Below are 22424 nucleotides of genomic sequence, written 5' to 3'. Positions count from 1 at the left end.
TACTACCATGATCATTTTTTCATCCTCCTAAGATAATATTTTTATTAAATTATATCATGCAAAATTATTTTTAAATTAAAATTTTATGTTTTTTCTACGCAAAAACACCCCGTGATTTCTGAAAAATCATGGAGTGTTTTTAATTAGTTATCCTAAAAACTATCTATTCTTCTTACGACGCTTTGAAGCAAATCCTGCAGTCAATGCACCTAAGCCTACTGAAAGCATGCCTAGTACTTCACTTGCAATATTTTCTTTAGCACCAGTTTGTGGTAATTGACGCTTACCTTTAGCTTGAGCTCTTTGAACTTCTACTGCACGAGGAGCCACGTAATTATTAACCAACTTTTGTCTTGTTTCAACTTTTGTTGGTTCAACAACATGTTTCTTAACTACTGGAGCTTTAGTTTCTTTCTTTGCTTCTGGAGTGCCGTCGACAAAGACATTAACTTTCACTTCAACAGCAGTTCCATCTGGGTAAGTTACAACAACTACACTAGGATGCTTACCTAAAGTATTAACATCTGGGATTTCCTTCCAAGTGTACTTAGTTCCATCTGGCATCTTGTCCTTGTTAGTAATAGCTGATTCAGGAGTTGGAACCTTACCTTGTGGAGTATGAATATCTTGACCAGTTGGATCTGGGTTCTTTGTTGGTACTACTGTAGTATCGTCAACAACATGAACTGTGATATCAACTGTCTTTTCAGAACCATCTGGGTAGTGAACAACTACTGTTGCTGGGACATCGCCTGCGACGCTTGTATCTGGAGTCTTCTTCCAGGTGTAGGTTGTCTTAGTGCCTGGGTGCTTTGGATCTGTGATCTTATCTAAATCACCGTGGTTCTTAACCCCATCTTCTGGTGATGGGGTGTCACCCTTCTTTACTGTGATATCTTGACCAATTGGATCTGGATTCTTGGTTGGTACTACTGGAGTGTCATCTACAACATGGACAGTAATATCAACTGGCTTATTAGAACCGTCTGGGTAGTGAACGATCACTGTTGCTGGGACATCTCCTGCGACGCTTGTGTCTGGCGTCTTCTTCCAAGTGTAGGTTGTCTTAGTGCCTGGGTGCTTTGGATCTGTGATCTTATCTAAATCACCGTGGTTCTTAACCCCATCTTCTGGATCTGGAGTGTCGCCCTTCTTCACTGTGATATCTTGACCAATTGGATCTGGATTCTTAGTTGGTACTACTGGAGTGTCATCTACAACGTGAATAGTGATATCAACTGGCTTATTAGAACCATCTGGGTAGTGAACGATCACTGTTGCTGGGACATCTCCTGCGACGCTTGTGTCTGGCGTCTTCTTCCAAGTGTAGGTTGTCTTAGCATCTGGATGCTTTGGATCAGCGACCTTGTCTAAGTCACCATGATTCTTAACGCCATCTTCTGGTGATGGGGTGTCGCCCTTCTTTACTGTGATGTCTTGGCCAATTGGATCTGGGTCCTTGGTTGGTATTGGAGTTTCATCTATAACATGAACTGTAATATCAACTGGCTTATTAGAACCATCTGGGTAATGAACAATCACTGTTGCTGGGACATTACCTGGAACGCTTGTGTCTGGCGTCTTCTTCCAAGTGTAGGTTGTCTTAGCATCTGGATGCTTTGGATCAGTGACCTTGTCTAAGTCACCATGATTCTTAACGCCATCTTCTGGTGATGGGGTGTCACCCTTCTTTACTGTGATGTCTTGACCAATTGGATCTTCAACATAAGTAATCACAACTGGATCAAAGTTACTATCTGCAGTTACTTTAACACCATCAACCTTAGCTTGACTTGGAGTATAACCAGCTACTTCTGGAGCAGTTACTTCAACAAAGCTGCTAGTAGTCCAAGGGTTGTATGTAACTTCTTTAGTTACTTCATCGTAAGTACCAGTTCTTGTTAATTCAACATGTTGACTTAGATCAACATCGCCACTTGGTTCTTTGGCAGTAATTGTACGAGTTACAGTCTTATCAAAGTCTTCCCTCTTGTAGCCATCTGGTACATTATCTTTATCAGCTGGCTTAGTGTTGTGAGCTACATGAACTTTAATTGGATCATGTCCATTTGGACCAAAGCTAATAGTTCCTGGAATAGTCTTATCAGTAATGTGCCAATTTGTTGGAACATTCTTTTCGATGTTAGTTGGAATATCTTTTTGACCAGTTACACCATCTACATCGTAATGGCTGCCAGTGATTGCACCACCATCTGGGTTGGTAATTTCCTTACCGTTTTTATCGACGTAAGTTACTGTTGTCTTCTGTGCATTTGGTGCATATGTAATAACAGTTGGATCAAACTTACTATCTACTGTTACATCAGCTCCATCAACTTTAGCTTGACTTGGTGTGTAACCTGCAACTTCTGGAGCTGTAACTTCATCAAAGCTACCAGTTGTCCAGTTGCCATAAGAAATAACCTTCTTAGTTACTTCGTCATAAGTTCCAGTTCTCGTCAATTCAGTTGTTTGACTTAGATCAACATCACCAGTTGGCTCCTTAGCAGTAATTGTACGATTAATGGTCTTACTAAAGTCACTTTCCTTGTAGTTATCTGGAACATCATTCTTATCCACAGTCTTAATGTTGTGAGCTACATGAACTGTAATTGCAGGATATCCATCTGAACCGAAAGTAATAGTTGCTGGAACTTCTGGATCAGTAATATGCCAATTAGTTGGTACATTCTTCTGAATATTAGTATCAACTTTCTTATTTGTTACACCAGTTACATCATAGTGACTGCCAGGAATTACACTGCCATCTGGGTTGGTAATTTCCTTACCATTTTTATCGACGTAAGTTACTGTTGTCTTCTGTGCATTTGGTGCATATGTAATAACAGTTGGATCAAACTTACTATCTACTGTTACATCAGCTCTATCAACTTTAGCTTGACTTGGTGTGTAACCTGCAACTTCTGGAGCTGTAACTTCATCAAAGCTACCAGTTGTCCAGTTGCCATAAGAAATAACCTTCTTAGTTACTTCGTCATAAGTTCCAGTTCTCGTCAATTCAGTTGTTTGACTTAGATCAACATCACCAGTTGGCTCCTTAGCAGTAATTGAGCGTTTAATCTCTTTAACAAAATTATCTTTAGTGTAACCATCTGGAACATCATTCTTATCCACAGGCTTAGTGTTGTGAGCTACGTGAACTGTGATTGGAGTATGACCATCTGCGCCAAAGGTAATAGTTGCTGGAACTTCTGGATCAGTAATATGCCAATTAGTTGGTACATTCTTCTGAATATTAGTATCAACTTTCTTATTTGTTACACCAGTTAAATCATAGTGACTACCAGGAATTACGCTACCATCTGGATTGGTAATTTCATTACCACTTTCATCAACATAAGTTACTGTTGTCTTTTGTGCATTTGGTGTGTAAGCAACTTCAACAATGAAACTATCTGCTGGAACCCCATTCTTCAAGGCTGATTGACTTGGTACAAATTTGTCGCCGTTCTTAGCTTCTAACGTTACATCTCTTGAAGTTGGAGTATAACCAGCAGCGATTTCTTTACCATCATTAGTCTTTGAAACATCAAATTCATCAAAGGCAGTCTTATCACCTGCTACATCTGATTTCCATTCACTGTAAGTATTATCACCAGTTACTTCATCATGGGTCATAATTCTGTAGAAACTCAAAGTTTCAGTTTCTTTACCTTGACTCGTTGCATTTGGAACATTCATTAAAATTGTTCTAGTGACTTCACGGTACAAATCTTGCTTATCTTTGTGATTTCTGCCATCAGTTTTAGTAATCTTGTGCTCTACTTTAACTTTAATTGGACTAGTTGGAGTTGAGCCAAACGTTACTGTAGTTGGATACTTAGTTCCTGGAATAATCTCCCAGCCTGCTGGTACTTTGTCTTTTACATCAGTATTAACTGTGTCTCCAGTCTTACCTGAAATTTCATAGTGACTCCCTGCTACTGGCTGACCATCTGGCATCTTAATTTCATTACCATCTTTATCAACGTAAGTTACAGTTGTAGATTGCTCAGCCTTTGCATAGTTAACAGTTATCCTTGGCTGGTTCACCGTTGTTTAAAGCTGATTGTTCTGTAACTTTATCCTTTTCAATTGTGCCACCAGTAATTGAACGAACATAACCGTTTCCATCTGCTGGTACTGATACTGTTGCAAATGAAGTTGATCCATCAGACATATTTGAAGTCCAAGCACTGTAAGTTGTGTACTCAGATTCTGGCTTACCTGCTGCCTTTAAAGCTTCATCAACTGTCTTGATTCTATATAGTGAAACTTTTTGAGATATAACTTGTGTAGGTTGTCCTTCAATATTAACTGTAATGGTACGAGTTACTGTACGATAAATGTCATTATCATCTTTATGATCTCTGCCATCAACTGATGTTTTCTTATGCTTCAAATTAATTCTAATAGTTCGATTAATATCACCAAAAGTTGCTTTAGTTGGTAATACATCTACAAGTTCATAACCTTCTGGTACAACTAAGCTAACATCCTTTGATTCACCATTAAGTCCCGTTACAACTACAGGAGCACCAACTTTACTATCATTGTTATCATTATCAATGAATTGATAAGAAACGCTAGTATTAATATCATAGTTTGCTGTACCAGCAAGATCTTCAGCTGAAACAGTAACATTATCCATAGGAGTAGGATTATCTGGATCTTCTGAATCAGGATCAGTACCAACACCTGCTAAAGTCTTTAAACGATCTTGCAAATGAGATAAAATCTTATCCTTATTCAAACTAATTGTGTAGGAACCACCTTTAGTTGGTGCAGAACCATCAGTAGTGTTCCAAGTGTAGTCACCATCTTGGAGTGTGTACTTACCTAAAGGAACGGTTCTCAATAATTGAGGCACATCACCTGGTTCATCAGCTTGTTTATAGACTGGTAAAGTTAAATCAATAGTAATCTTCCCATCCTTATTGACATCAGCAGTAGTTACAGCATTGCCATCATAAAGTTTAGAATTGTTACCGCTTAAGTTAGCTTTACCGGTTGCTTGATAAATTACATAGTCAGCAGTGTAAGTATCACTACCAGTAGGCGTGTGCGTTCCATAAGCCCACTCATAGTTATTTCCATTATTACCATCAGCAGCTTTAACTTTATTAATAAAGTCATCAGTTAAACGAAGATTATACGTTCCAACATTTTTAGCTTGGTCTTTATCGATTTTATGTCCATTAAACCAAAATTCTACATCAGCTGGTGTTAATTGAATTGTTCTAAGAGTGCCATCTGAATTGTAAACTGATATTCTACCTTGATCATTATCCGCAAGACCTAGTCCCGAATAGAAAGTACCTTGATCTGGAAGAGTAGAAGTATTATCAAATACCTTTGTATCTCCTCCCATAAGAGAAATTGTTTTATTTCCTTTATCTATAATAAACTTGGCCTCACTTTTGACATCCTTAAGATCTGGATAAATGAACTTATCATGAAATTGACCCTTAATGTGATTAAGACCCTTTTCGGTTAGACTAACTGTATAAGTTCCAGCATTTCTATTTTCATTATACGTTACATCGCCATTAGACAGTTGTACTCTAGCGTTAACATCATTAAACCTAATATCATAGCCACTAGCCGGAAGTTCATTAGTTTCAACTAAATTTTTCCAGTTATCATCCGCATAATTAAATGTGCTTTCACCTAAAAGAGTGATTGTAAGTTGATGTTTTACAGGAATTGAAATACTTTTATCTTTATCAGGGATAGTAACACTAGTTGGAAGGCTTCCTGACGCAAGTTGGTAACCAGTTGGAAGAGTTAAACTAACTGATTGATTGCTACCAGCTGCACCGGTTACTGGTACTGAACTACCTACTTGATTACCAAATGGATCTTTAAATTTGTAAGTTACAGTGTGTTCTTCTTTTGTATAATCAATAACGATATTTTGTGAAATACCAGCATATGGTGATAATGTTTCAGCACCAAGTCCTGCACCATCTGGAGTAGCACTTGTGATCTTCCAAGTATATCCATCTACAGCAATTTCACTATTCTTAATAGCTGGTAAAGTTCCCTTATAATCAGATGGTTGAAAAGCCAGGAATTTATTATAATTTTCTTCATCTTCCGCAGATGCAAATGTCCAGCTGTTATTATAAAGGACTAAATTTGTTGAAAAATCACGAATACCAGTATCCAGTCCTTGACCGTTAAGGGTTAGCATCACAGTAAACTCAAACTTTATCGTAGTTATGTTTGTTGATACATTACTTGCTTTTGTTACTTCAGGATAGCCAAATCCACCTAACTTTTGCGTAATAGTTTCCCTACCACCAGCAGATTGTGGTTTATTTAAGGTTACTGTACGCGTTGTTGTAACATCACTAAGAGATTGAAATTCATTCACATGGTTCATAAAACGTGCACCAAGTGGACTCTCCTCAGCTTCTTGTTCAACATTCTCACTAGCAGCCTTGCTCTCAGTAAGTCCAGCAACATTAAAATTTCTCTGAAGCTTATTCACTGAAACAGTATTAGTGTCCAACTTATTTGCATTAACATCTTTATCTGCTTGAACACTAGACTTAGTAGCTGCTTCTTCATCAGTAGTTACATCGTTTTTAATAACATTAACATCCCCATTTGATGCAACCTTTTTGCTATCTGATGTAGTTTCAGCAACATTTTGCTTAGCATTTTCATTAGTAGCAGAAACCGATGTCTTATTATTTTCTTGCTTTTGTTCAGTAGTCTTTACTTCTGCTGCCTTAACATTAGCTTCATCCTTCTTCTCTACTTGTTCAGTAGCATCCTCATTAACACTATCAGCGCGTACAGCTTGGGCGTTTACCCCTCCCAAGTAAATTGTGGCACCAATTAAAACAGATGCTGCCCCAACGGAAAGTTTTCTAATACTATAATGGTTGTGTTTATCTCCAAACATCTTACTACTCATACAAATTACCTCCAATAGACCTAAATGGTTATTTCCTTAATTAAATAACGTTTTCAATCGACAACTATATAATAACACTTATTTTTATAAATTCTATACTAATATTGAATTCGATTTCACTTTTTTATATTTATTGCCGTACAACCTAAAGAAATATCCCTTAATCTTACAAAGCCCATAAAAAAAGAATCGAGCAACCATCAGCGATTGCTCGATTCTTTTACATTATGCCTATCAGTAAACTAATAGTGTCATAATGATAATTCTTTCTTATTTTTTGTTAGGAATTAAATTACATTCCCATTCCCATACCTGGGTTTGGAGCTGCAGGGGCTTGGTTCTTGTCATCTTCTGGAGCATCAGCAACGACAGCTTCAGTAGTTAACAACAAGGCAGCAATTGAAGCAGCATTTTGAAGGGCTGAACGAGTTACCTTAGTTGGGTCGATGATACCAGCCTTAACCATGTTTTCCCACTTGTCAGTTGCAGCATTGTAACCAATTTCTGGGTCTTCATGTTCTAAGTGATCTAAGATAACAGCACCATCTTTACCAGCATTTTCAGCAATTTGACGTACAGGAGCACCTAAAGCTTTCATAACGATGTTAACACCAGTTTGTGCATCTTGGCTATCGCCCTTAACATTACCTTGGATGGACTTCATAACATCAACTAATGCAGTACCACCACCAGCAACGTAACCTTCTTCAACAGCGGCACGGGTTGCGTTCAAGGCATCTTCGATTCTGTACTTTCTTTCCTTTAATTCAGTTTCAGTAGCAGCACCAACCTTGATAACAGCAACACCACCAGCAAGCTTAGCAAGACGTTCTTGTAACTTCTCACGGTCAAAGTCTGAAGTAGTGTCAGCAATTTGCTTCTTAATTTGGTCAACACGTTCACTAATAGCATCCTTTGAGCCAGCACCTTCAACAATAGTAGTTGAATCCTTAGTTACAGTGACCTTGCCAGCCTTACCTAATTGATCAATCTTAGTGTCCTTTAATTCAAGACCTAAGTCTGAAGAAATTACAGTACCACCAGTTAAAATAGCGATATCTTCAAGCATTGCCTTACGACGATCGCCAAAGCCAGGAGCCTTAACAGCAACAACATTGAAAGTACCACGGATCTTGTTCAAAACAAGAGTTGGAAGAGCTTCACCATCAACATCGTCAGCAATGATTAACAAACTCTTACCTTGTTGAACGATTTCTTGCAATAATGGCAAGATGTCTTGAATGTTAGAAATCTTCTTGTCAGTAATTAAAATGTAAGGGTTGTCTAAGTCTGCTTCCATCTTATCGTTATCAGTTACCATGTATTGTGATAAGTAACCACGATCGAATTGCATACCTTCAACTACTGAAAGTTCAGTATCAATACCCTTTGATTCTTCAATTGTGATAACACCATCGTGACCAACTTTTTCCATTGCGTCAGCAATTAAGTTACCAACTTCAGTTGAAGCTGATGAAACAGAAGCAACTTGAGCAATTTCATCCTTGGTGCTTACCTTGTGACTGATCTTGTGTAATTCGTCAACAGCTGCCTTAGTAGCAGTTTCAATACCGCGACGAATACCAACTGGGTTAGCACCAGCAGTAACGTTCTTCATACCTTCACGAACAATTGCTTGAGTTAAAACAGTAGCAGTGGTAGTACCGTCACCAGCAATATCGTTAGTCTTTTGTGCAGCTTCAGAAACAAGCTTTGCACCCATATTTTCAAAGTGATCTTCTAAGTCAATACTCTTAGCGATAGTAACACCATCGTTAGTAATGTCAGGAGCACCATAGCTCTTTTCCAAAACAACATTTCTACCCTTAGGTCCTAAAGTTGTCTTAACAGTGTCTGCTAATTTATCAACACCCTTTAATAATGAGCGTCTTGCATTTTCAGAAAATTTAATGTCTTTAGCCATATTTATATGCCACCTTTTATTTCTAATTTAATTACTTAACGACAGCTAATAAGTCGCTTTCACGAAGTACTAAGTACTTTTCGCCTTCGTATTTCAAGTTAGTGCCAGAGTATTTATCAAAGAATACTGTTTCACCTTTTGCAACTGACATAGGAATTAAGTCGCCATTTGCGTTACGCTTACCATTTCCTACGGCAATAATTTCGCCCATTTGAGGCTTTTCTTTAGCGTTAGAAGCCAGGACAATGCCTCCAACTTTTTCTTCTTCTTCGTCTTTTACTTTAACGATCACGCGATCACCGATTGGTTGTAACACGTTAGTCCCTCCTGTACATATTTAATCTATTATTACATCACTTAGCACTCATATCTCATAAGTGCTAACTTACATTTACGATAGTACCTTGTTTATAAAAGAAAAGCAAGTATTTAGACACAAAAATTAGCACTTTTCTTGCTTGAGTGCTAAAAAGTGCTAATTTATTTAATATTTATTTAAAAATTCAATATGGATTGTCTGTAATTTTTGATAAAATTAAACAAGCACAAAAAGTTAAATATGCGGTGGTACTTTCGTTTAAGGAGATGATGCCAATGGTGTAATAGCTATTGTTCAGAATCTTACTGAAAGGAGGTACACTTTGCTTGATGGTTGCCTTATTTGGCGCTGTCTATGTCTTTATTGGGCTCTTGGATTGTATTGTCTTGTTATTGGTAAAGCTGGTGCGAGATATGACCAAGTTGGTAAAAGCCGTAAAAAAGCTCATAAAGGCTATCCACGATTTGTGGAAGAAAAAATAAGCAAACAAAAAAAGCCGCTCCATAACTTTTGGCCGAGTTTGATAGCGACTTTTTAGTTTGCTAATAATAATTTTGCCACCGCACTTTTAGCGGCTTGTGCTTCAGAGAGCTATTCTCAGTAGCTCTCTTTTTTTATACTACAAGTATTTCTTTACTACAAGTATTTTACAGCAAATTAATTTTTACTTCAAATTAGAGCTGATCGACTTTTCTAGTTCTAAACTCTCTTAATAGTAACATCCCCCATATTAGCACGACCTTGAAGTACTAATGTTGGACCTTCTGCTGGCTGATCACCATCAATAGTAAAATCACCAAATTTATGTTCAAGTTGATCATCAACTCGCCAAGAAGTTGGAATGTAAATATTTATATCTCCCATCGACATATTGATGTTAGCAAGTACTTCATCCCCAGCAGGCTTAGCTGAATCAAGATATACATTAACATCTCCCATTGAAACATTCACAGTCACCGTTTCTAAGTGTTGCGAATGAACATAACGTGAAGTAGAAGACAACTTTTCGCTAATCACAATATTGTCATCATTATCTGAACTAGACGTATCAGAAAATACATGCTCAGCCTTAAATTTATGTGGTGCCTTCAAGTCTGACCAATTAGCGTTAACTTTTTCACCATTAATAATCACAGTCGGCTTCCAGCTTTTTTTGAAGATTAATCTCAAACCTCCCCAAATTAAGAACGCTGCTAAAAGTACTGTCCAAGGAACAATACTTTCAATATGAAGTGGTTTAGCATAAATGATTAATAGGAAAGCAAGTGAAAAAATGCTGCCGCCTAAACTTTTATTAATTAAAGAAGTAATTAAGGTTGCTCCAAAGACTACTGTCCAAAAAATTGCCCAAAAGCCTAATTCTAATGGCATCAAGTGGAGCTGATCTAAAACTAAAAACGCAGCTGCCGCAAGCAAACCTAACCCCCAAAGAATTCTTCCAAAACTGGCCTTTCTCATGATAATGCCCTTCTCTCTTTTAATCTTTCATTTAAATCTCGGTAATATCTTCTTGAAACATAGACTGTCTTATAGGAATCATGAAACTTAATCTGACAATTAGAAATCGATTTAGTAACAGCGTAAATCTGATCTAAATTTAAAATAGTCGATTTCGATACTCGCATGAACTGTCCACTTAATAAGTTTTCTAGTTCGTATAATTTATACTTAACAAAATATGCATTCCTCGTCGTATGCGCCATTACCTGCTTAGCGTCTGTTTCAAAAAAGAGAATATCGTTAATACTTAAATAATAAGAAGTATTGTCCATCATCCCCTCAATTTGATCAGGATGTTCTGAATCAGTTTGAAGTTGATGATATATTCTTTCTACTTCAGGCGTTAAGCTTTTAGCATGAATTGTTATTTCTGTCTCTTGCTGATCTGGATCAAGTTCAAGCTTAACTTTCACAATTCTCACTTCCTTGTTTCGTTCTTGATATTTATATTAAACATGAATATAAGATTAAAATCTAGTGAAATTGACTAAGCGGTCATTTTAAAGTTCTAAGTGGTCAAAAAAAGAAGTATGAACCTAAATACGAGGGGGAAATTTAGATTATGCTTCTTTAGTTTAATAAATCAATATTCACGATAAGCCGGAGCCTGATAATCCTCCATAAACTGCAAAATCTTATCAAAATCAGTTCCAAAATAGACCGTATCTAAGTAAATATTTTCTAAAAAATCATCCTGATTCATGCGCTTCAACAACTTATCTAAATAATCATAAAAGCCAGCATAGTTATAAAAAGCAACGGGCTTAGCATTATCGCCAATTGCAGTCCAAGAAATAGCTTGACTTATTTCTTCTAAAGTACCAATACTGCCAGGAAGAGCTACCATCCCATCAGCCAAGTTCATCATCGTATCTTTGCGCTTATCCATACTTGGCACCACGCGAAAATCTTGCACCTTATTGTAAGCTGCACCACGATCTTTTAATTCTTCAGTAATAATGCCATGAACAATACCGCCATTTTCTAAAACGCCATCAGCAACTGCTCGCATTAAACCATACTTACCGCCACCATAGACTAGCTCAATCTGGTGGTCTGCCATTTTTTTACCAAATTCATAAGCAGCCTTGGCATATTCAGGACGGTTACCTGAGCGTGCACCACAATAAACTGCCATTTTTTTAATCATTTTATCTACCTTATTTCTAAATTTAAAAATTCTATGCCTATTTATCTTAAAATTATTTTCTCTCTGATTACAAATAAAAATGTATAAAAAATGCACAAGCCTAGTTAAGCTTGTGCAAAAGCTATATTAATAGTAAATTATTTTTTGTTCTTATCTTTATCTGAATCCAAGAAATAGATTAAAGTTTGAAGTTCAGTCGCCAAGTCAACATTTTGTACACGAACACTAGAAGGTGCAGATAAACGAAGTGGCGTAAAGTTCATAATTCCTTTAATTCCGGCATCAAACATTTCATTGGCAGTCCTTTGCGCTGCTGTTTGCGGTACACAAAGGATTGCAATCGTAATTTGTTGCTCACGAAGCTGCTTCTTCATTTCACTCATATCATAAACAGGCACACCTGACATAATTGTTCCAGTAATTTCAGGATTAATGTCAAAAGCAGCGCTAATTCTGATATTATTAGTACGCTTGAAGTTATAATTCAAAAGCGCATGTCCCATATTACCAACACCAACTAAGGCAACGTTAGTTAAAGTATCTTGGTTCAAAATCTTTTTAAAGAAATTAAGCAAGTTCTTAACATCATAGCCATAGCCACGCTTACCCAAGGCACCAAAGTAAGAAAAATCACGACGAATTGAAGCACTGTCAACTTGAACTGCTTCCGCAAGTTCAGTTGAGGACACTTTTTCTTTTCCTTCATCATTTAAAAAGATTAAATAGCGATAATATAGCGGCAAGCGTCTGGCAGTAGCCTTAGGAATCTTAATTTCATCCATTAAGAGGCCTCTTTCTTTTATAAATACGAATGTGAAATATTTACTAATCAAACTAATAATAGGCATTCTTTAAGGATAAATCAAGAAACAATTTTCACAAAGGTCATATTTTCATAAAATTTAAAAGATTCACTATGTTAAAATAAGCACTAGGAGAAAATAATTATGATTATTGCACAAGCTCAAGACCTCGAACAACGTTTTGGAGGCAATATTATCTTCAGTAACATTTCTTTCTCGGTTCCTGACAATGCCAGAATCGGTCTTGTTGGACCTAACGGAGCCGGAAAAACTACCTTATTAAAGATCATGACTGGTCAACAAGAACCAACTAGTGGTCAATTTACTATTAATAAGGGATTAAAAGTCGGCTACATCGCTCAGGAAAATGGCCTCGATGAAGACAAAACAATCTGGGATGAAATGCTTACTGTCTTTAATGACTTAATCGAAAAAAATAAAAAAATCACTAAAATGCAAGAGCAAATTGCCGACCATCCCGAAGATGAAGACTTGCTCAAGCGGTATGATCAATTAGCTTACGACTTCGAACAAGAAGGCGGCTTTACCTACCAGGCTGAAATTAAGAGTATTCTTAACGGTTTTAATTTTAAAGAAAATACTTGGAATAAGGTAATTGGCACCCTTTCTGGCGGTGAAAAGACACGACTTGCCTTTGTTAAATTGCTTTTACAAAAGCCACCAGTACTGCTGCTTGACGAACCTACTAACTACCTTGACTTAGATACTTTAGATTGGTTAGAAGCGTTCCTAAAGAATTATCAAGGCGCAATTATTACTGTTTCTCACGACCAGTACTTCTTAGATCACTTAGCTAATCAAATTTTTGAACTGAACTTTGGAAAGCTGACTACTTTCAAGGGTAATTACAGTCAATACGTTAAAGAACGTGAATTGATGGATAGCCAGCAAGAAGCCGCTTATGAAAAACAACAAGAAAAGATCAAAAAAGAAGAAGAGTTCATTCAAAAGAACTTGGTTCGTGCTTCAACTACTAAACGCGCCCAAAGCCGGCGTAAAGTTTTGGACAAGATGGAGCGTATCAAGCTACCTAGGCACAAGCAAAAAGTTCGTATTAACTTCACTAGTGAACGTCCTTCTGGTAAGGAAGTGTTGATCGCTAAAGATCTAACCATTGGCTATCCAGATAAGGTAATGGTTTCCGATATCGACTTCCAAGTTAATAAGAATGACCGAGTTGCTATTATCGGACCTAACGGTATTGGTAAGTCTACCTTGCTCAAGACCATCATGAAAAAGCTTGAACCAAAAGGTGGTTCAATTAAATATGGTGCAAGTTTAGATATTGGTTACTATGATCAAGAACTCCAAAGTTTAGATCCTTCAAAAACTGTTCTTGATACAATTTGGGATCGTCACAAGACAATGCCTGAAAAAGACGTCCGATCTATTTTGGCTTCCTTCTTGTTCACTGCCGAAGATATTGATAAGACAGTTGGTCAATTATCTGGTGGTCAAAAAGCGCGGCTGACTCTGACCGTTTTGTCTCTTGAAAAAGATAACTTCTTACTAATGGACGAACCTACCAACCACTTAGATATTGAAGCTAAAGAAGTTCTTGAAGAAGCACTAGATAATTACGATGGAACATTGCTCTTCGTTTCTCACGACCGTTACTTCATTAATGAGTTAGCTAACAAGATTATTTCTGTTCGCGATGGCCACGCTAAGATCTATAATGGTAACTATTCTTACTACCTAGATGAAAAGGCTAAGCAAGCTGCAGCTGCTCAAGAAGCAGAAGCACAAAAAGCAGAAACTGAAACCACTCCGGCTGCCAGTCAAAATAAAGGTAAACTATCTTATCAAGAACAAAAAGCACGCGATTCTCAAAAGAGAAAATTAGAACGTGCAGTTAGCGATGCTGAAGCTAAGATTGAAAAATTAGAAGCAGAAGAAAAAGAAATTCAAACTGAGATGGCAAATCCAGAGATTGCCGCTTCATTTGAAAAGCTTGGACCATTGCAAGAAAAATTATCTGCTGTTCAAGAGCAATTAGACCAGGCAAATAATGAGTGGGAAAATGCCTTGGATGCACTAGATGAATTTGAATAAAGTAAAAGATCAAGATTGACTATACTCAATTTCTACAATACTTATAAATAAAAATATGCCTAATTAGATTTCGTTAGTCTAACTAGGCATATTTTTTATATTGGTTAATATTAATATCACTTATATCCATTTTGATTATTTACTTTCTGTCACTCCTTCTGGAACAAATTGCCAATAAGTACCATCTTGGCTTTGATAAGCACCATTAGCAGTCTTCTTTAAAATAAAAGTTACTTTACGCGTTTTAAATTTGTAACCATTTTTCAACTTTTCGGTTTTAACTCTGCCCAATTTTACCCATTGACCTGCTTGTGGGCGTTCATTTTCTTTCAATGAAAAAGCATTTAAAATATCTTTACTTAATTTTGAAGGTTTGCTTTCTTCATTACCCCCTAAGCGTGTAGCCAGATAGGCTGTATTTTTGTCAAACATCAAATAAAAAGAATTACTCAGTTTATTATCTGATTTTTCCAAAGTCATTAAGCTTTGATTAACCCAGCCTTTAGGGACAGTCGTCTGATTATGATAAAACCATACTCCACCGCCTACTAAAAGTAATAAAGCTACCAAAGCAGTCACAACTAATTTCTTATTTTTCATATTTGTCCTCGTACATTTAATAGTTCGTAGCAAGTCCATATGCTACTAACCTAACATTTCCCCCATATACTGACACCCATCTGGTTTTATTAGTTCTATAATTATGTTCCATCCAAGTGCCCTTTCGATATAGATACCCGTTATATTTACCATCGTTATAGTAAACCTTACCGGGAGTAGTATTGGCTAAATTCCAATTATCTCCTCCTTGCCAAGCACTATATCTATAAACATTGGATACATATTTATATAACGGTCCATTTTTACTAGGTCCATATACCTGGACGGAAACCTCATTTTTTTGAGATACTACTTGTGCTTTAGCTGTATTATTTACATACGTTACTCCTACACTACATGATAAAAGCATTGCTAATAATAATTTTTTCACTGACATTTTATTTATCCTCCAAACTTAAGACATTTTTCAATAATTGTGGATTCCGAGAATAAGGGGTAGGTATACTACGTACATTTCTGCTATATAGGTAGCCTCTATAAAAAGTCATCGATCCTCTCCCAACTATCCTTTCACGAGTAACTCTAGATAAATATCCACGATAACCATTATATTCAAAATAATGAGTCGGACTGTTATCATAAGCTCCCAAAGTAATCCAAATTCTTGAAGGAGTGTATTGGTTTACACTCACTGATGACTCACTCCTACTAGTGTTTACTTCAGCCGCATCAACCTTAGATGTTTCAAAAACACCTAAGATTGACAACATTAATAAACTAGTTACTATTTTTTTTAGATTAAATTTCATTTTTCCCTCCATAAGCATAAATATTACATTTTCACAAATGACAACTTAAAATTTATCATTTGTTGCTCATAATTATCACATCTTTCTTCATATTTACTTAATTAGTTGCGTCAGACACAACTAAATTTGCCACCGTTCAATACAGTCTTGATATCCACAATTAATCAGTAATTTCTTTATTTCATCTGCTTTTTCTGTATTGCCTTCAAATAAATAAAAATATAGATCATAACATATTTTATAAAGTAAAAAATGACCAATCGGTTCTAAATTTTTTAAATAGCTCAATGCATTTTGAATATTACTTCCAACTATTTTTTGCTTATAACAATAGCAAAGATAATTATTGCAAATAATTGCTATTCTTTCTTGCATACTTTCAGAATAAGTATGTTTTTGATAATGTTTTAATAGTTGACCAAGAAAATAGTCTAGCTGTTCCAAAGTAAATATTTTCATACAGTCAGAAAATAACTGTAATGCTCCAATATTTTCAAACCAATTTTCATGCTCGGAAAATTTAGTAACTATCTTACTTTTAAAAGATGGACTTAAGTCAGCTAAATTATTTTCTAAAGATGCAATAGCAATTACGGTTCGATATTTAAAAATCTGATGCTCTTTTAAATCCAAAATTTCATTTAAGTAAATTCTTAATTCATCTCTTTGATTATTATTAAAAGCATACATTATCTTTTGCTTTAGTTTTTCAGCTTTTTTATCTTCAAAAGTATAATAGGTATCTTTCACTTTATTGAAAAAGTCACTAATATCAATATGGTGTTTCAAAATAATTCTAAACAATGTATCAATTGAAATATTTTCCAATCCTCGTTCAATTTTTGAATAATGCCCTTTGTTAATAATTCCCTTCACCATATTTTCTTGCGTTAATCCTAATTTTTGTCGCTCTTCATACAGTGCTTCTCCAATTGCCATAATTTCATCTCCTAGTATTTTTATAATTTATTAATTTTTTTGTTAATTATATAACAATAGTAGAGTTTAGAATATAGTAGAATAGGCTAGAAATAAAGATCTAATGTTAAAAAAATCTTTACGCCATATGAAAAAGATCAAGATTCTCAAAAAATAGAAAATCTTGATCTTTTTTCATGTATATTTTTATTCAAATTCCTTACGAATCTGCTCACCTTGTTCGTTCAATTTCGGTGCATCTTTTTGCAATCCATAAGAATTCCAAGTTCCATACTTAAGTGGCGAACCTAAAACTTCATTTCCATCGGGCAAAGTCTTAACCATCCCGCGCTCAATAATTTGATCAAGGCGTCTGGTCTTATCCACATTGAGCACTAAACCAGCTGGCACACCTGCTTCGTGTAAGATCTTGTCCCACTCAGCAGCAGGCTTGGTCTTAAGTACATCTTGCATTGCATTTTTAACTTTTTGCCAGTTCTTCTCACGCAAATCATTTGTCTTAAAATCTGCTTGATTAATCCATTCTTCATGGTCCAATGCCTTAGATAATAAACTCCATAAGTGGTCATTACCACAACAAATAGCAATTGGCTGATCTTGACAATCAAAGGTATCGAATGGATACATGTCAGGGTGGCGATTACCAATTCTGTGTGGTACTTCATGTGGCCCAAGAGCAAGCATCAAGTCCTGCACCATTAATGAAAATGTGGAATCTAGCATCGAAACATCTATTGTGGTTCCTTTTCCAGTGCGCTCTCTTGCAACTAATGCGGTGGTAATAGCGCTATAACCCATGATTCCTGCAACAACATCAGAAACTGAAGTTCCAACACGAGTTGGTTTACCGTTCGGTTCACCTGTAGCATCCATTAATCCCGAAACAGCTTGAATAATTGTGTCGTACGCAGCTTGCTTTGACCAAGGTCCGTATTGTCCAAAGCCAGATACTGATGCAAAAATCAATTTAGGATACTTTTTTACCATTTCTTCTGGATCAAAACCTAAACGCGCCATAACACCTGGACGGAAGTTTTCTACAACTACATCTGCCTTGGCAATCATTTTTTCAGCTAAGGCATGGTCTTTTGGATCTTTCAGATCTAAGGCAATTGATTCTTTTCCTGCATTGCAGATTCTGAAATATTCGCTTGAACCATCCGCAATGTATGGTCCCATGTGACGCGTATCATCCCCTGTTTTTCTCTCAATGTGGATTACCCGTGCACCTGCGTCGGCAAGCATTCTTGTACAAGTTGGACCTGACAAGACATGGGTGAAATCCACAACCAAGATTCCTGCTAATGGATATGGCTTCTCTTTATCTAAATGAGGGTTGCTTGCTTCTAACTTGGCATAATTTGGTTCTGACATTTTTATATACACTTTCTTGTTTTAACTGTATTCAAGTCTTATTTTAGATAAAAATGAGCAAAATAAAAAGCCGTTTGATAGCAACGACTTTAATTTTAATTATCGTAAATCAGAATGAAATAATTCATTATGAGACCCTAGTCTAACCAATCGAAAGACTTTTTTATTTCTGTTTTTTGTATGAATAACAAGCAAGTCAAGTTTCCCCTCAAATATAAATGAAACTCAAAATATCCTACATAATTCAGCTCTTCATTAGTTAAAAGATGTGGATCATATTCTTCCGGTATTTCTCCAGTTTCTTGCATATATGAAGTTATTGCTTGAATTTCATCCCATAACTCAGGAACTTTCTTACTCCAACGATTTACATCCTGAATAAAAGTATCTTCGGCTTTTATTTCATACATTACTCTAATTCCTTTGCACGTTTTTTCATATAACTAATCAATTTATTAGTATCTTTAAAGGCTGGAGTATCGTCTTCAATTAAGCCCATATCCTTAGCTTCCGCAAGTAAAAGAGCTTTCTTAGTATCTTCTGTAAGCGTATCAGAATTAGTTACTGAAAAGGGAATTCCATTATGTCTAATAATTTGTTTAAAATACATTTTAATACTAGTAGACATATCTAAACCTAGATTATCTAAAATTCTTTTAACTTCATCATGATCTTTAGAATCTGCACGATAACTATATGTATGTGCCATATTAATCACTCCCTTTTCTAAAATTATACTACAATTTATATACATTGTATTTAATTTTAACTAGATATAATCTTACTTGAATTATAAAGAATCTCATCAGGCTCTATTCTCAAAATCAATGTCCATTCAAATAATCATTAGCCTTTTCCAAAATAGAAGACAGATCTTCGAAACTGAATTCCTTAAAGTTTTGCTCTCTAATTCTTTTCTGCGCATCTTCATAGTTTAGCCAAGCAGTTTGCCTAATTTCACTTTCTTGCCGTTTTATTTTCTGGTCAGGATTGTATTTTGCTAAAAATAAAGTTACAGTCTTTTCAATTTCTGAAGTAACTTGATATGAATAGCTTTCACTAAAATCAAAATTAAATTCAGGCTTCAAACCTACTTCTTCAAAAATTTCTCGTTTTGCAGCTTCTTGCGCTGTCTCTCCAGCTTCAAGATGTCCTTTTGAAAAAGCCCATGCACTCTTGAATTGCTTATAAGGCTGACTTTGAATTAATAAATATTGGATTTCGTTATTTTTCTTGCGCCAGATAATTGCACCTGCTGAATGTTCATGTTTCATGATCAAATATCTCTCCCCAAAATAAAAAACGTTCTGTCAGACATAATTATATCCAACAAAACGTTTCTATTTCTATCCTAATCTAAGCCGCATTTTTCAAAAATTTCATCTACATGCTTCAAGTGATAATGATAATCAAAGGCATCATCTAAATCAGCTTCAGACAAGTAGTTCATAACTTCGCTATCTTCAATTAACTTTCTAAATGAAGTCTGTTCTTGCCATGACTTATTAGCCAATTTTTGCACCATATCATATGCTTTTTCACGTGACAAACCTGCTTCATCAATTAACTTCAAAAGCACCCGTTGTGAATAAATCAAACCATAAGTACGATCCATATTCTTAAGCATTGTTTCAGGGAAAACATCTAAGTTAGTCAAAATCCGGTTAAACCGGTTTAACATGTAATCAATTCCAATTGTTGCATCAGGTAAAATTACACGTTCAGCACTTGAATGAGAAATATCTCTCTCATGCCATAAAGCTACATCTTCATAAGCTGGCACCATAAAGCCACGCATTACTCGAGCCATACCGCATAAGTTTTCAGAACCAATTGGATTGTGCTTGTGAGGCATTGCAGAAGAGCCTTTTTGACCAGCTCTAAAGTGCTCTTCAACTTCATGAATTTCACTACGTTGCAAACCACGAATTTCTGTTGCCCAATTTTCAATACTTGTAGCAATTAAAGCAATCGTAGCGATGTAGTAAGCATGTAAGTCTCTTGGCAAAACTTGACTAGTAACTGGTTGCTGAGTTAATCCCAGTTGCTTCAAAACGCTAGTTTCAACTGCTGGTGGAACGTTGGCAAAAGTACCAACCGCTCCAGAAATTTTACCAGATTCAACATCTTTAGCAGCTGCCTTGAAGCGTTCAATGTCACGATTAATTTCTGCATACCAACGAGCTAACTTCAAGCCAAAAGTAGTTGGTTCTGCTTGAACACCATGAGTTCTTCCCATTTCAACGGTGTACTTATACTTACGAGCACTATCTGCAATTGTTTCTTTTAAGGTCTCTAAATCTTTAAGAATAATTTCGTCAGCTTGTTTTAAGATATAGCCTTGTGCAGTATCCACAACGTCGGTTGAAGTTAAGCCAAAGTGAACCCACTTCTTTTCTTCGCCTAAACTCTCAGAAACTGTTCTCGTAAAAGCAACAACATCGTGGTGCGTAATTGCTTCTAATTCACTAACGCGTTCTACTGTAAAAGAAGCATTATCAGCAATTTTCTTAGCATCTTCAGCAGGAACTTCACCAAGCTCTGCCCAAGCATTAGTTGCTGCAATCTCAACCTTTAACCAAGCAGCATATTTATTTTTTAATGACCAAATTTTGCCCATTTCGGGACGAGTATAACGTTCTAGCATAAATTACATTTCCCAAGGATTCTTCAAAACAATAGTTTGTTCACGATCTGGACCAACAGAAACAGTAACTAGAGGAACACCAACTAATTCAGAAACGCGGTTCAAGAACTTCTTAGCGTTTTCTGGTAAGTCTTCCCAAGTCTTTACATTAGTAATATCTTCATCCCAAGCTGGTAATTCTTCGTAAACAGGCTTACATCTGTATAATTCTTTCAAGCTTGCTGGGTAGTAGTCAATCTTCTTACCATCAAGTTCATAAGCAGTAGCAATCTTAATCTTGTCAAAGCCAGAAAATACATCTAATAAGTTCAAGCTTAAAGCATTGATACCCGCAACACGCTTTGCGTGACGAAGAGCTACTGAGTCAAACCAACCAACACGACGTGGACGACCAGTAACAGTACCATATTCATGAGCAGTTTCACGAATGCGATCACCAACTTCATCTAATAATTCAGTTGGGAATGGACCTTCACCAACACGAGTAGTGTAAGCCTTGCAGACACCAATTACAGTATTCAAACGGTTAGCTCCCATACCGATACCAGAAGCAATTCCGCCAGAAATAGTGTTTGATGAAGTTACGTATGGGTAAGTACCTTCATCAATATCAAGCATTACGCCTTGCGCACCTTCGAATAAGACTTTTTCATTCTTATCTAACGCATCATTAACTACTACTGAAGTATCAGTAACGTACTTCTTCATCTTTTGACCGTATTCAAGGTATTTTTCAAAAATATCTTCAAACTTAAGAGCAGGTTTGTTATAAACCTTAGTAAATAAAGCATTCTTTTCAGCTAAATTAGTACGTAATTTTTCTTCAAAAGTATCTCTTTCAAGTAAATCGCAAACACGAATACCAATTCTTGAAGCCTTATCCATGTAACAAGGGCCGATACCATTCTTGGTAGTTCCGATCTTCTTGTCACCCTTAGCTTCTTCTTGATAAGTATCTTGCAAAATGTGGTAAGGCATAATTACATGTGCTCGATTAGAAATCTTCAAGCCACTAATATCGATACCTTCTTTTTCAAGGTTGTCTAATTCTCCGAACATTACTTCTGGATTGATAACGACACCATTACCAATTACAGCACCCTTCTTAGCAGCAAAAATTCCAGATGGAATTAGGCGCATCTTGAAAGTCTTGTCACCAATTTCAATAGTGTGGCCTGCATTGTTACCACCATTTGAACGTACAGCCATTGCTGCATCTTTACTTAAGAAATCGGTAATTTTACCCTTTCCTTCGTCGCCCCATTGACTACCTACAACTGCTATTGCTGTCATTTGATTTCACCTCATAAAAATCATTTTCTTAAAACCGAAGACTAGTTTAACAATCTATATCTTAATAGTCAATTAATTTCCGAACATTTTTAATAATCAAT

General features: G+C 36.1%; 19 protein-coding genes. 1 reads left to right on the top strand and 18 read right to left on the bottom strand.

Going from position 1 to position 22424, the window contains the following annotated elements:
* Positions 1-159: 159 nt before the first annotated feature.
* The 8 genes from LpgJCM5343_RS09585 to LpgJCM5343_RS02000 form a co-directional block, all read right to left on the bottom strand.
* On the bottom strand, positions 160-4053 hold the full coding sequence (locus LpgJCM5343_RS09585) for a Rib/alpha-like domain-containing protein (RefSeq protein WP_252148269.1): 3894 nt from the start codon (positions 4051-4053) through the stop codon (positions 160-162).
* Entirely contained in the window at positions 4028-6928 is a 2901-nt protein-coding gene (locus LpgJCM5343_RS09580; protein ID WP_250881819.1) for an MBG domain-containing protein, read from the bottom strand. The genes LpgJCM5343_RS09585 and LpgJCM5343_RS09580 overlap by 26 nt, the downstream gene beginning before the upstream one ends.
* 292 nt (positions 6929-7220) lie before the next feature.
* The gene (gene groL, locus LpgJCM5343_RS02030; RefSeq protein WP_020807874.1) at positions 7221-8852 is read right to left on the bottom strand and encodes a chaperonin GroEL; all 1632 of its coding nucleotides are present in this window, start codon (positions 8850-8852) and stop codon (positions 7221-7223) included.
* 31 nt (positions 8853-8883) lie between these two features.
* On the bottom strand, positions 8884-9168 hold the full coding sequence (gene groES, locus LpgJCM5343_RS02025) for a co-chaperone GroES (protein WP_003647727.1): 285 nt from the start codon (positions 9166-9168) through the stop codon (positions 8884-8886).
* A gap of 702 nt (positions 9169-9870) precedes the next feature.
* Positions 9871-10629 (bottom strand): LiaF transmembrane domain-containing protein, encoded by a 759-nt coding sequence (locus tag LpgJCM5343_RS02015; RefSeq protein WP_101890985.1) that lies wholly within the window; start codon positions 10627-10629, stop codon positions 9871-9873.
* Positions 10626-11084 (bottom strand): LytTR family DNA-binding domain-containing protein, encoded by a 459-nt coding sequence (locus tag LpgJCM5343_RS02010; RefSeq protein WP_039157380.1) that lies wholly within the window; start codon positions 11082-11084, stop codon positions 10626-10628. The genes LpgJCM5343_RS02015 and LpgJCM5343_RS02010 overlap by 4 nt, the downstream gene beginning before the upstream one ends.
* A gap of 170 nt (positions 11085-11254) precedes the next feature.
* On the bottom strand, positions 11255-11821 hold the full coding sequence (locus tag LpgJCM5343_RS02005) for an LOG family protein (RefSeq protein WP_101890984.1): 567 nt from the start codon (positions 11819-11821) through the stop codon (positions 11255-11257).
* 137 nt (positions 11822-11958) lie between these two features.
* Positions 11959-12603, bottom strand: coding sequence for a redox-sensing transcriptional repressor Rex (locus LpgJCM5343_RS02000; protein ID WP_101890983.1), 645 nt, complete (start codon positions 12601-12603; stop codon positions 11959-11961).
* A 165-nt stretch (positions 12604-12768) separates the two neighbouring features.
* On the opposite strand from LpgJCM5343_RS02000, the gene LpgJCM5343_RS01995 reads away from it, so the two are divergent.
* Positions 12769-14700 (top strand): ABC-F family ATP-binding cassette domain-containing protein, encoded by a 1932-nt coding sequence (locus LpgJCM5343_RS01995; protein WP_101890982.1) that lies wholly within the window; start codon positions 12769-12771, stop codon positions 14698-14700.
* Positions 14701-14835: 135 nt separating this feature from the next.
* Here LpgJCM5343_RS01995 and LpgJCM5343_RS01990 read toward each other — a convergent pair whose 3' ends face one another.
* The 10 genes from LpgJCM5343_RS01990 to LpgJCM5343_RS01945 all read right to left on the bottom strand — a co-directional run bounded on the left by LpgJCM5343_RS01990 (position 14836) and on the right by LpgJCM5343_RS01945 (position 22323).
* Complete coding sequence (locus LpgJCM5343_RS01990) at positions 14836-15300, bottom strand: hypothetical protein (RefSeq protein ID WP_101890981.1); 465 nt, start codon at positions 15298-15300, stop codon at positions 14836-14838.
* A 16-nt stretch (positions 15301-15316) separates the two neighbouring features.
* Complete coding sequence (locus LpgJCM5343_RS01985) at positions 15317-15697, bottom strand: hypothetical protein (protein WP_003649370.1); 381 nt, start codon at positions 15695-15697, stop codon at positions 15317-15319.
* 1 nt (position 15698) lies between these two features.
* Positions 15699-16070, bottom strand: coding sequence for a hypothetical protein (locus LpgJCM5343_RS01980; RefSeq protein WP_101890980.1), 372 nt, complete (start codon positions 16068-16070; stop codon positions 15699-15701).
* Positions 16071-16190: 120 nt separating this feature from the next.
* Entirely contained in the window at positions 16191-17009 is an 819-nt protein-coding gene (locus LpgJCM5343_RS01975) for a helix-turn-helix domain-containing protein (RefSeq protein ID WP_101890979.1), read from the bottom strand.
* A 186-nt stretch (positions 17010-17195) separates the two neighbouring features.
* Entirely contained in the window at positions 17196-18383 is a 1188-nt protein-coding gene (locus LpgJCM5343_RS01970; protein ID WP_113532478.1) for a CoA transferase, read from the bottom strand.
* A 137-nt stretch (positions 18384-18520) separates the two neighbouring features.
* A complete protein-coding gene (locus tag LpgJCM5343_RS01965; RefSeq protein WP_250881820.1) occupies positions 18521-18793 on the bottom strand; it encodes an addiction module toxin RelE in 273 nt (90 codons plus the stop codon).
* Entirely contained in the window at positions 18793-19092 is a 300-nt protein-coding gene (locus LpgJCM5343_RS01960; RefSeq protein ID WP_003652023.1) for a type II toxin-antitoxin system RelB/DinJ family antitoxin, read from the bottom strand. Before LpgJCM5343_RS01960 ends, LpgJCM5343_RS01965 begins: the two co-directional genes overlap by 1 nt.
* A gap of 115 nt (positions 19093-19207) precedes the next feature.
* Entirely contained in the window at positions 19208-19657 is a 450-nt protein-coding gene (locus LpgJCM5343_RS01955) for a bis(5'-nucleosyl)-tetraphosphatase (RefSeq protein WP_003649380.1), read from the bottom strand.
* Positions 19658-19734: 77 nt separating this feature from the next.
* A complete protein-coding gene (gene purB, locus LpgJCM5343_RS01950; protein ID WP_048685687.1) occupies positions 19735-21030 on the bottom strand; it encodes an adenylosuccinate lyase in 1296 nt (431 codons plus the stop codon).
* A 3-nt stretch (positions 21031-21033) separates the two neighbouring features.
* Positions 21034-22323 (bottom strand): adenylosuccinate synthase, encoded by a 1290-nt coding sequence (locus tag LpgJCM5343_RS01945; protein WP_003647743.1) that lies wholly within the window; start codon positions 22321-22323, stop codon positions 21034-21036.
* Positions 22324-22424: the final 101 nt, after the last annotated feature.

This window comes from Lactobacillus paragasseri (genome assembly GCF_003584685.1).
In the GTDB taxonomy this organism is placed as follows: Bacteria; Bacillota; Bacilli; order Lactobacillales; family Lactobacillaceae; genus Lactobacillus; species Lactobacillus paragasseri.
Note: the sequence above shows the minus strand (reverse complement) of the source record. Positions and strands in the feature narration are given on the sequence as shown.

Bases quoted from the DNA above. Each gene is read 5' to 3' on its own strand.
- LpgJCM5343_RS01990 (WP_101890981.1), bottom strand. From the start codon at position 15,300: ATGAAAAATAAGAAATTAGTTGTGACTGCTTTGGTAGCTTTATTACTT.
- LpgJCM5343_RS01945 (WP_003647743.1), bottom strand. From the start codon at position 22,323: ATGACAGCAATAGCAGTTGTAGGTAGTCAATGGGGCGACGAAGGAAAG.
- purB (WP_048685687.1), bottom strand. From the start codon at position 21,030: ATGCTAGAACGTTATACTCGTCCCGAAATGGGCAAAATTTGGTCATTA.
- groL (WP_020807874.1), bottom strand. From the start codon at position 8,852: ATGGCTAAAGACATTAAATTTTCTGAAAATGCAAGACGCTCATTATTA.
- LpgJCM5343_RS02000 (WP_101890983.1), bottom strand. From the start codon at position 12,603: ATGGATGAAATTAAGATTCCTAAGGCTACTGCCAGACGCTTGCCGCTA.
- LpgJCM5343_RS01975 (WP_101890979.1), bottom strand. From the start codon at position 17,009: ATGGCAATTGGAGAAGCACTGTATGAAGAGCGACAAAAATTAGGATTA.
- LpgJCM5343_RS02005 (WP_101890984.1), bottom strand. From the start codon at position 11,821: ATGATTAAAAAAATGGCAGTTTATTGTGGTGCACGCTCAGGTAACCGT.
- LpgJCM5343_RS01970 (WP_113532478.1), bottom strand. From the start codon at position 18,383: ATGTCAGAACCAAATTATGCCAAGTTAGAAGCAAGCAACCCTCATTTA.
- LpgJCM5343_RS02015 (WP_101890985.1), bottom strand. From the start codon at position 10,629: ATGAGAAAGGCCAGTTTTGGAAGAATTCTTTGGGGGTTAGGTTTGCTT.
- LpgJCM5343_RS01955 (WP_003649380.1), bottom strand. From the start codon at position 19,657: ATGAAACATGAACATTCAGCAGGTGCAATTATCTGGCGCAAGAAAAAT.
- LpgJCM5343_RS01960 (WP_003652023.1), bottom strand. From the start codon at position 19,092: ATGGCACATACATATAGTTATCGTGCAGATTCTAAAGATCATGATGAA.
- LpgJCM5343_RS01995 (WP_101890982.1), top strand. From the start codon at position 12,769: ATGATTATTGCACAAGCTCAAGACCTCGAACAACGTTTTGGAGGCAAT.
- LpgJCM5343_RS01985 (WP_003649370.1), bottom strand. From the start codon at position 15,697: ATGTCAGTGAAAAAATTATTATTAGCAATGCTTTTATCATGTAGTGTA.
- LpgJCM5343_RS09580 (WP_250881819.1), bottom strand. From the start codon at position 6,928: ATGAGTAGTAAGATGTTTGGAGATAAACACAACCATTATAGTATTAGA.
- LpgJCM5343_RS01980 (WP_101890980.1), bottom strand. From the start codon at position 16,070: ATGAAATTTAATCTAAAAAAAATAGTAACTAGTTTATTAATGTTGTCA.
- LpgJCM5343_RS01965 (WP_250881820.1), bottom strand. From the start codon at position 18,793: ATGTATGAAATAAAAGCCGAAGATACTTTTATTCAGGATGTAAATCGT.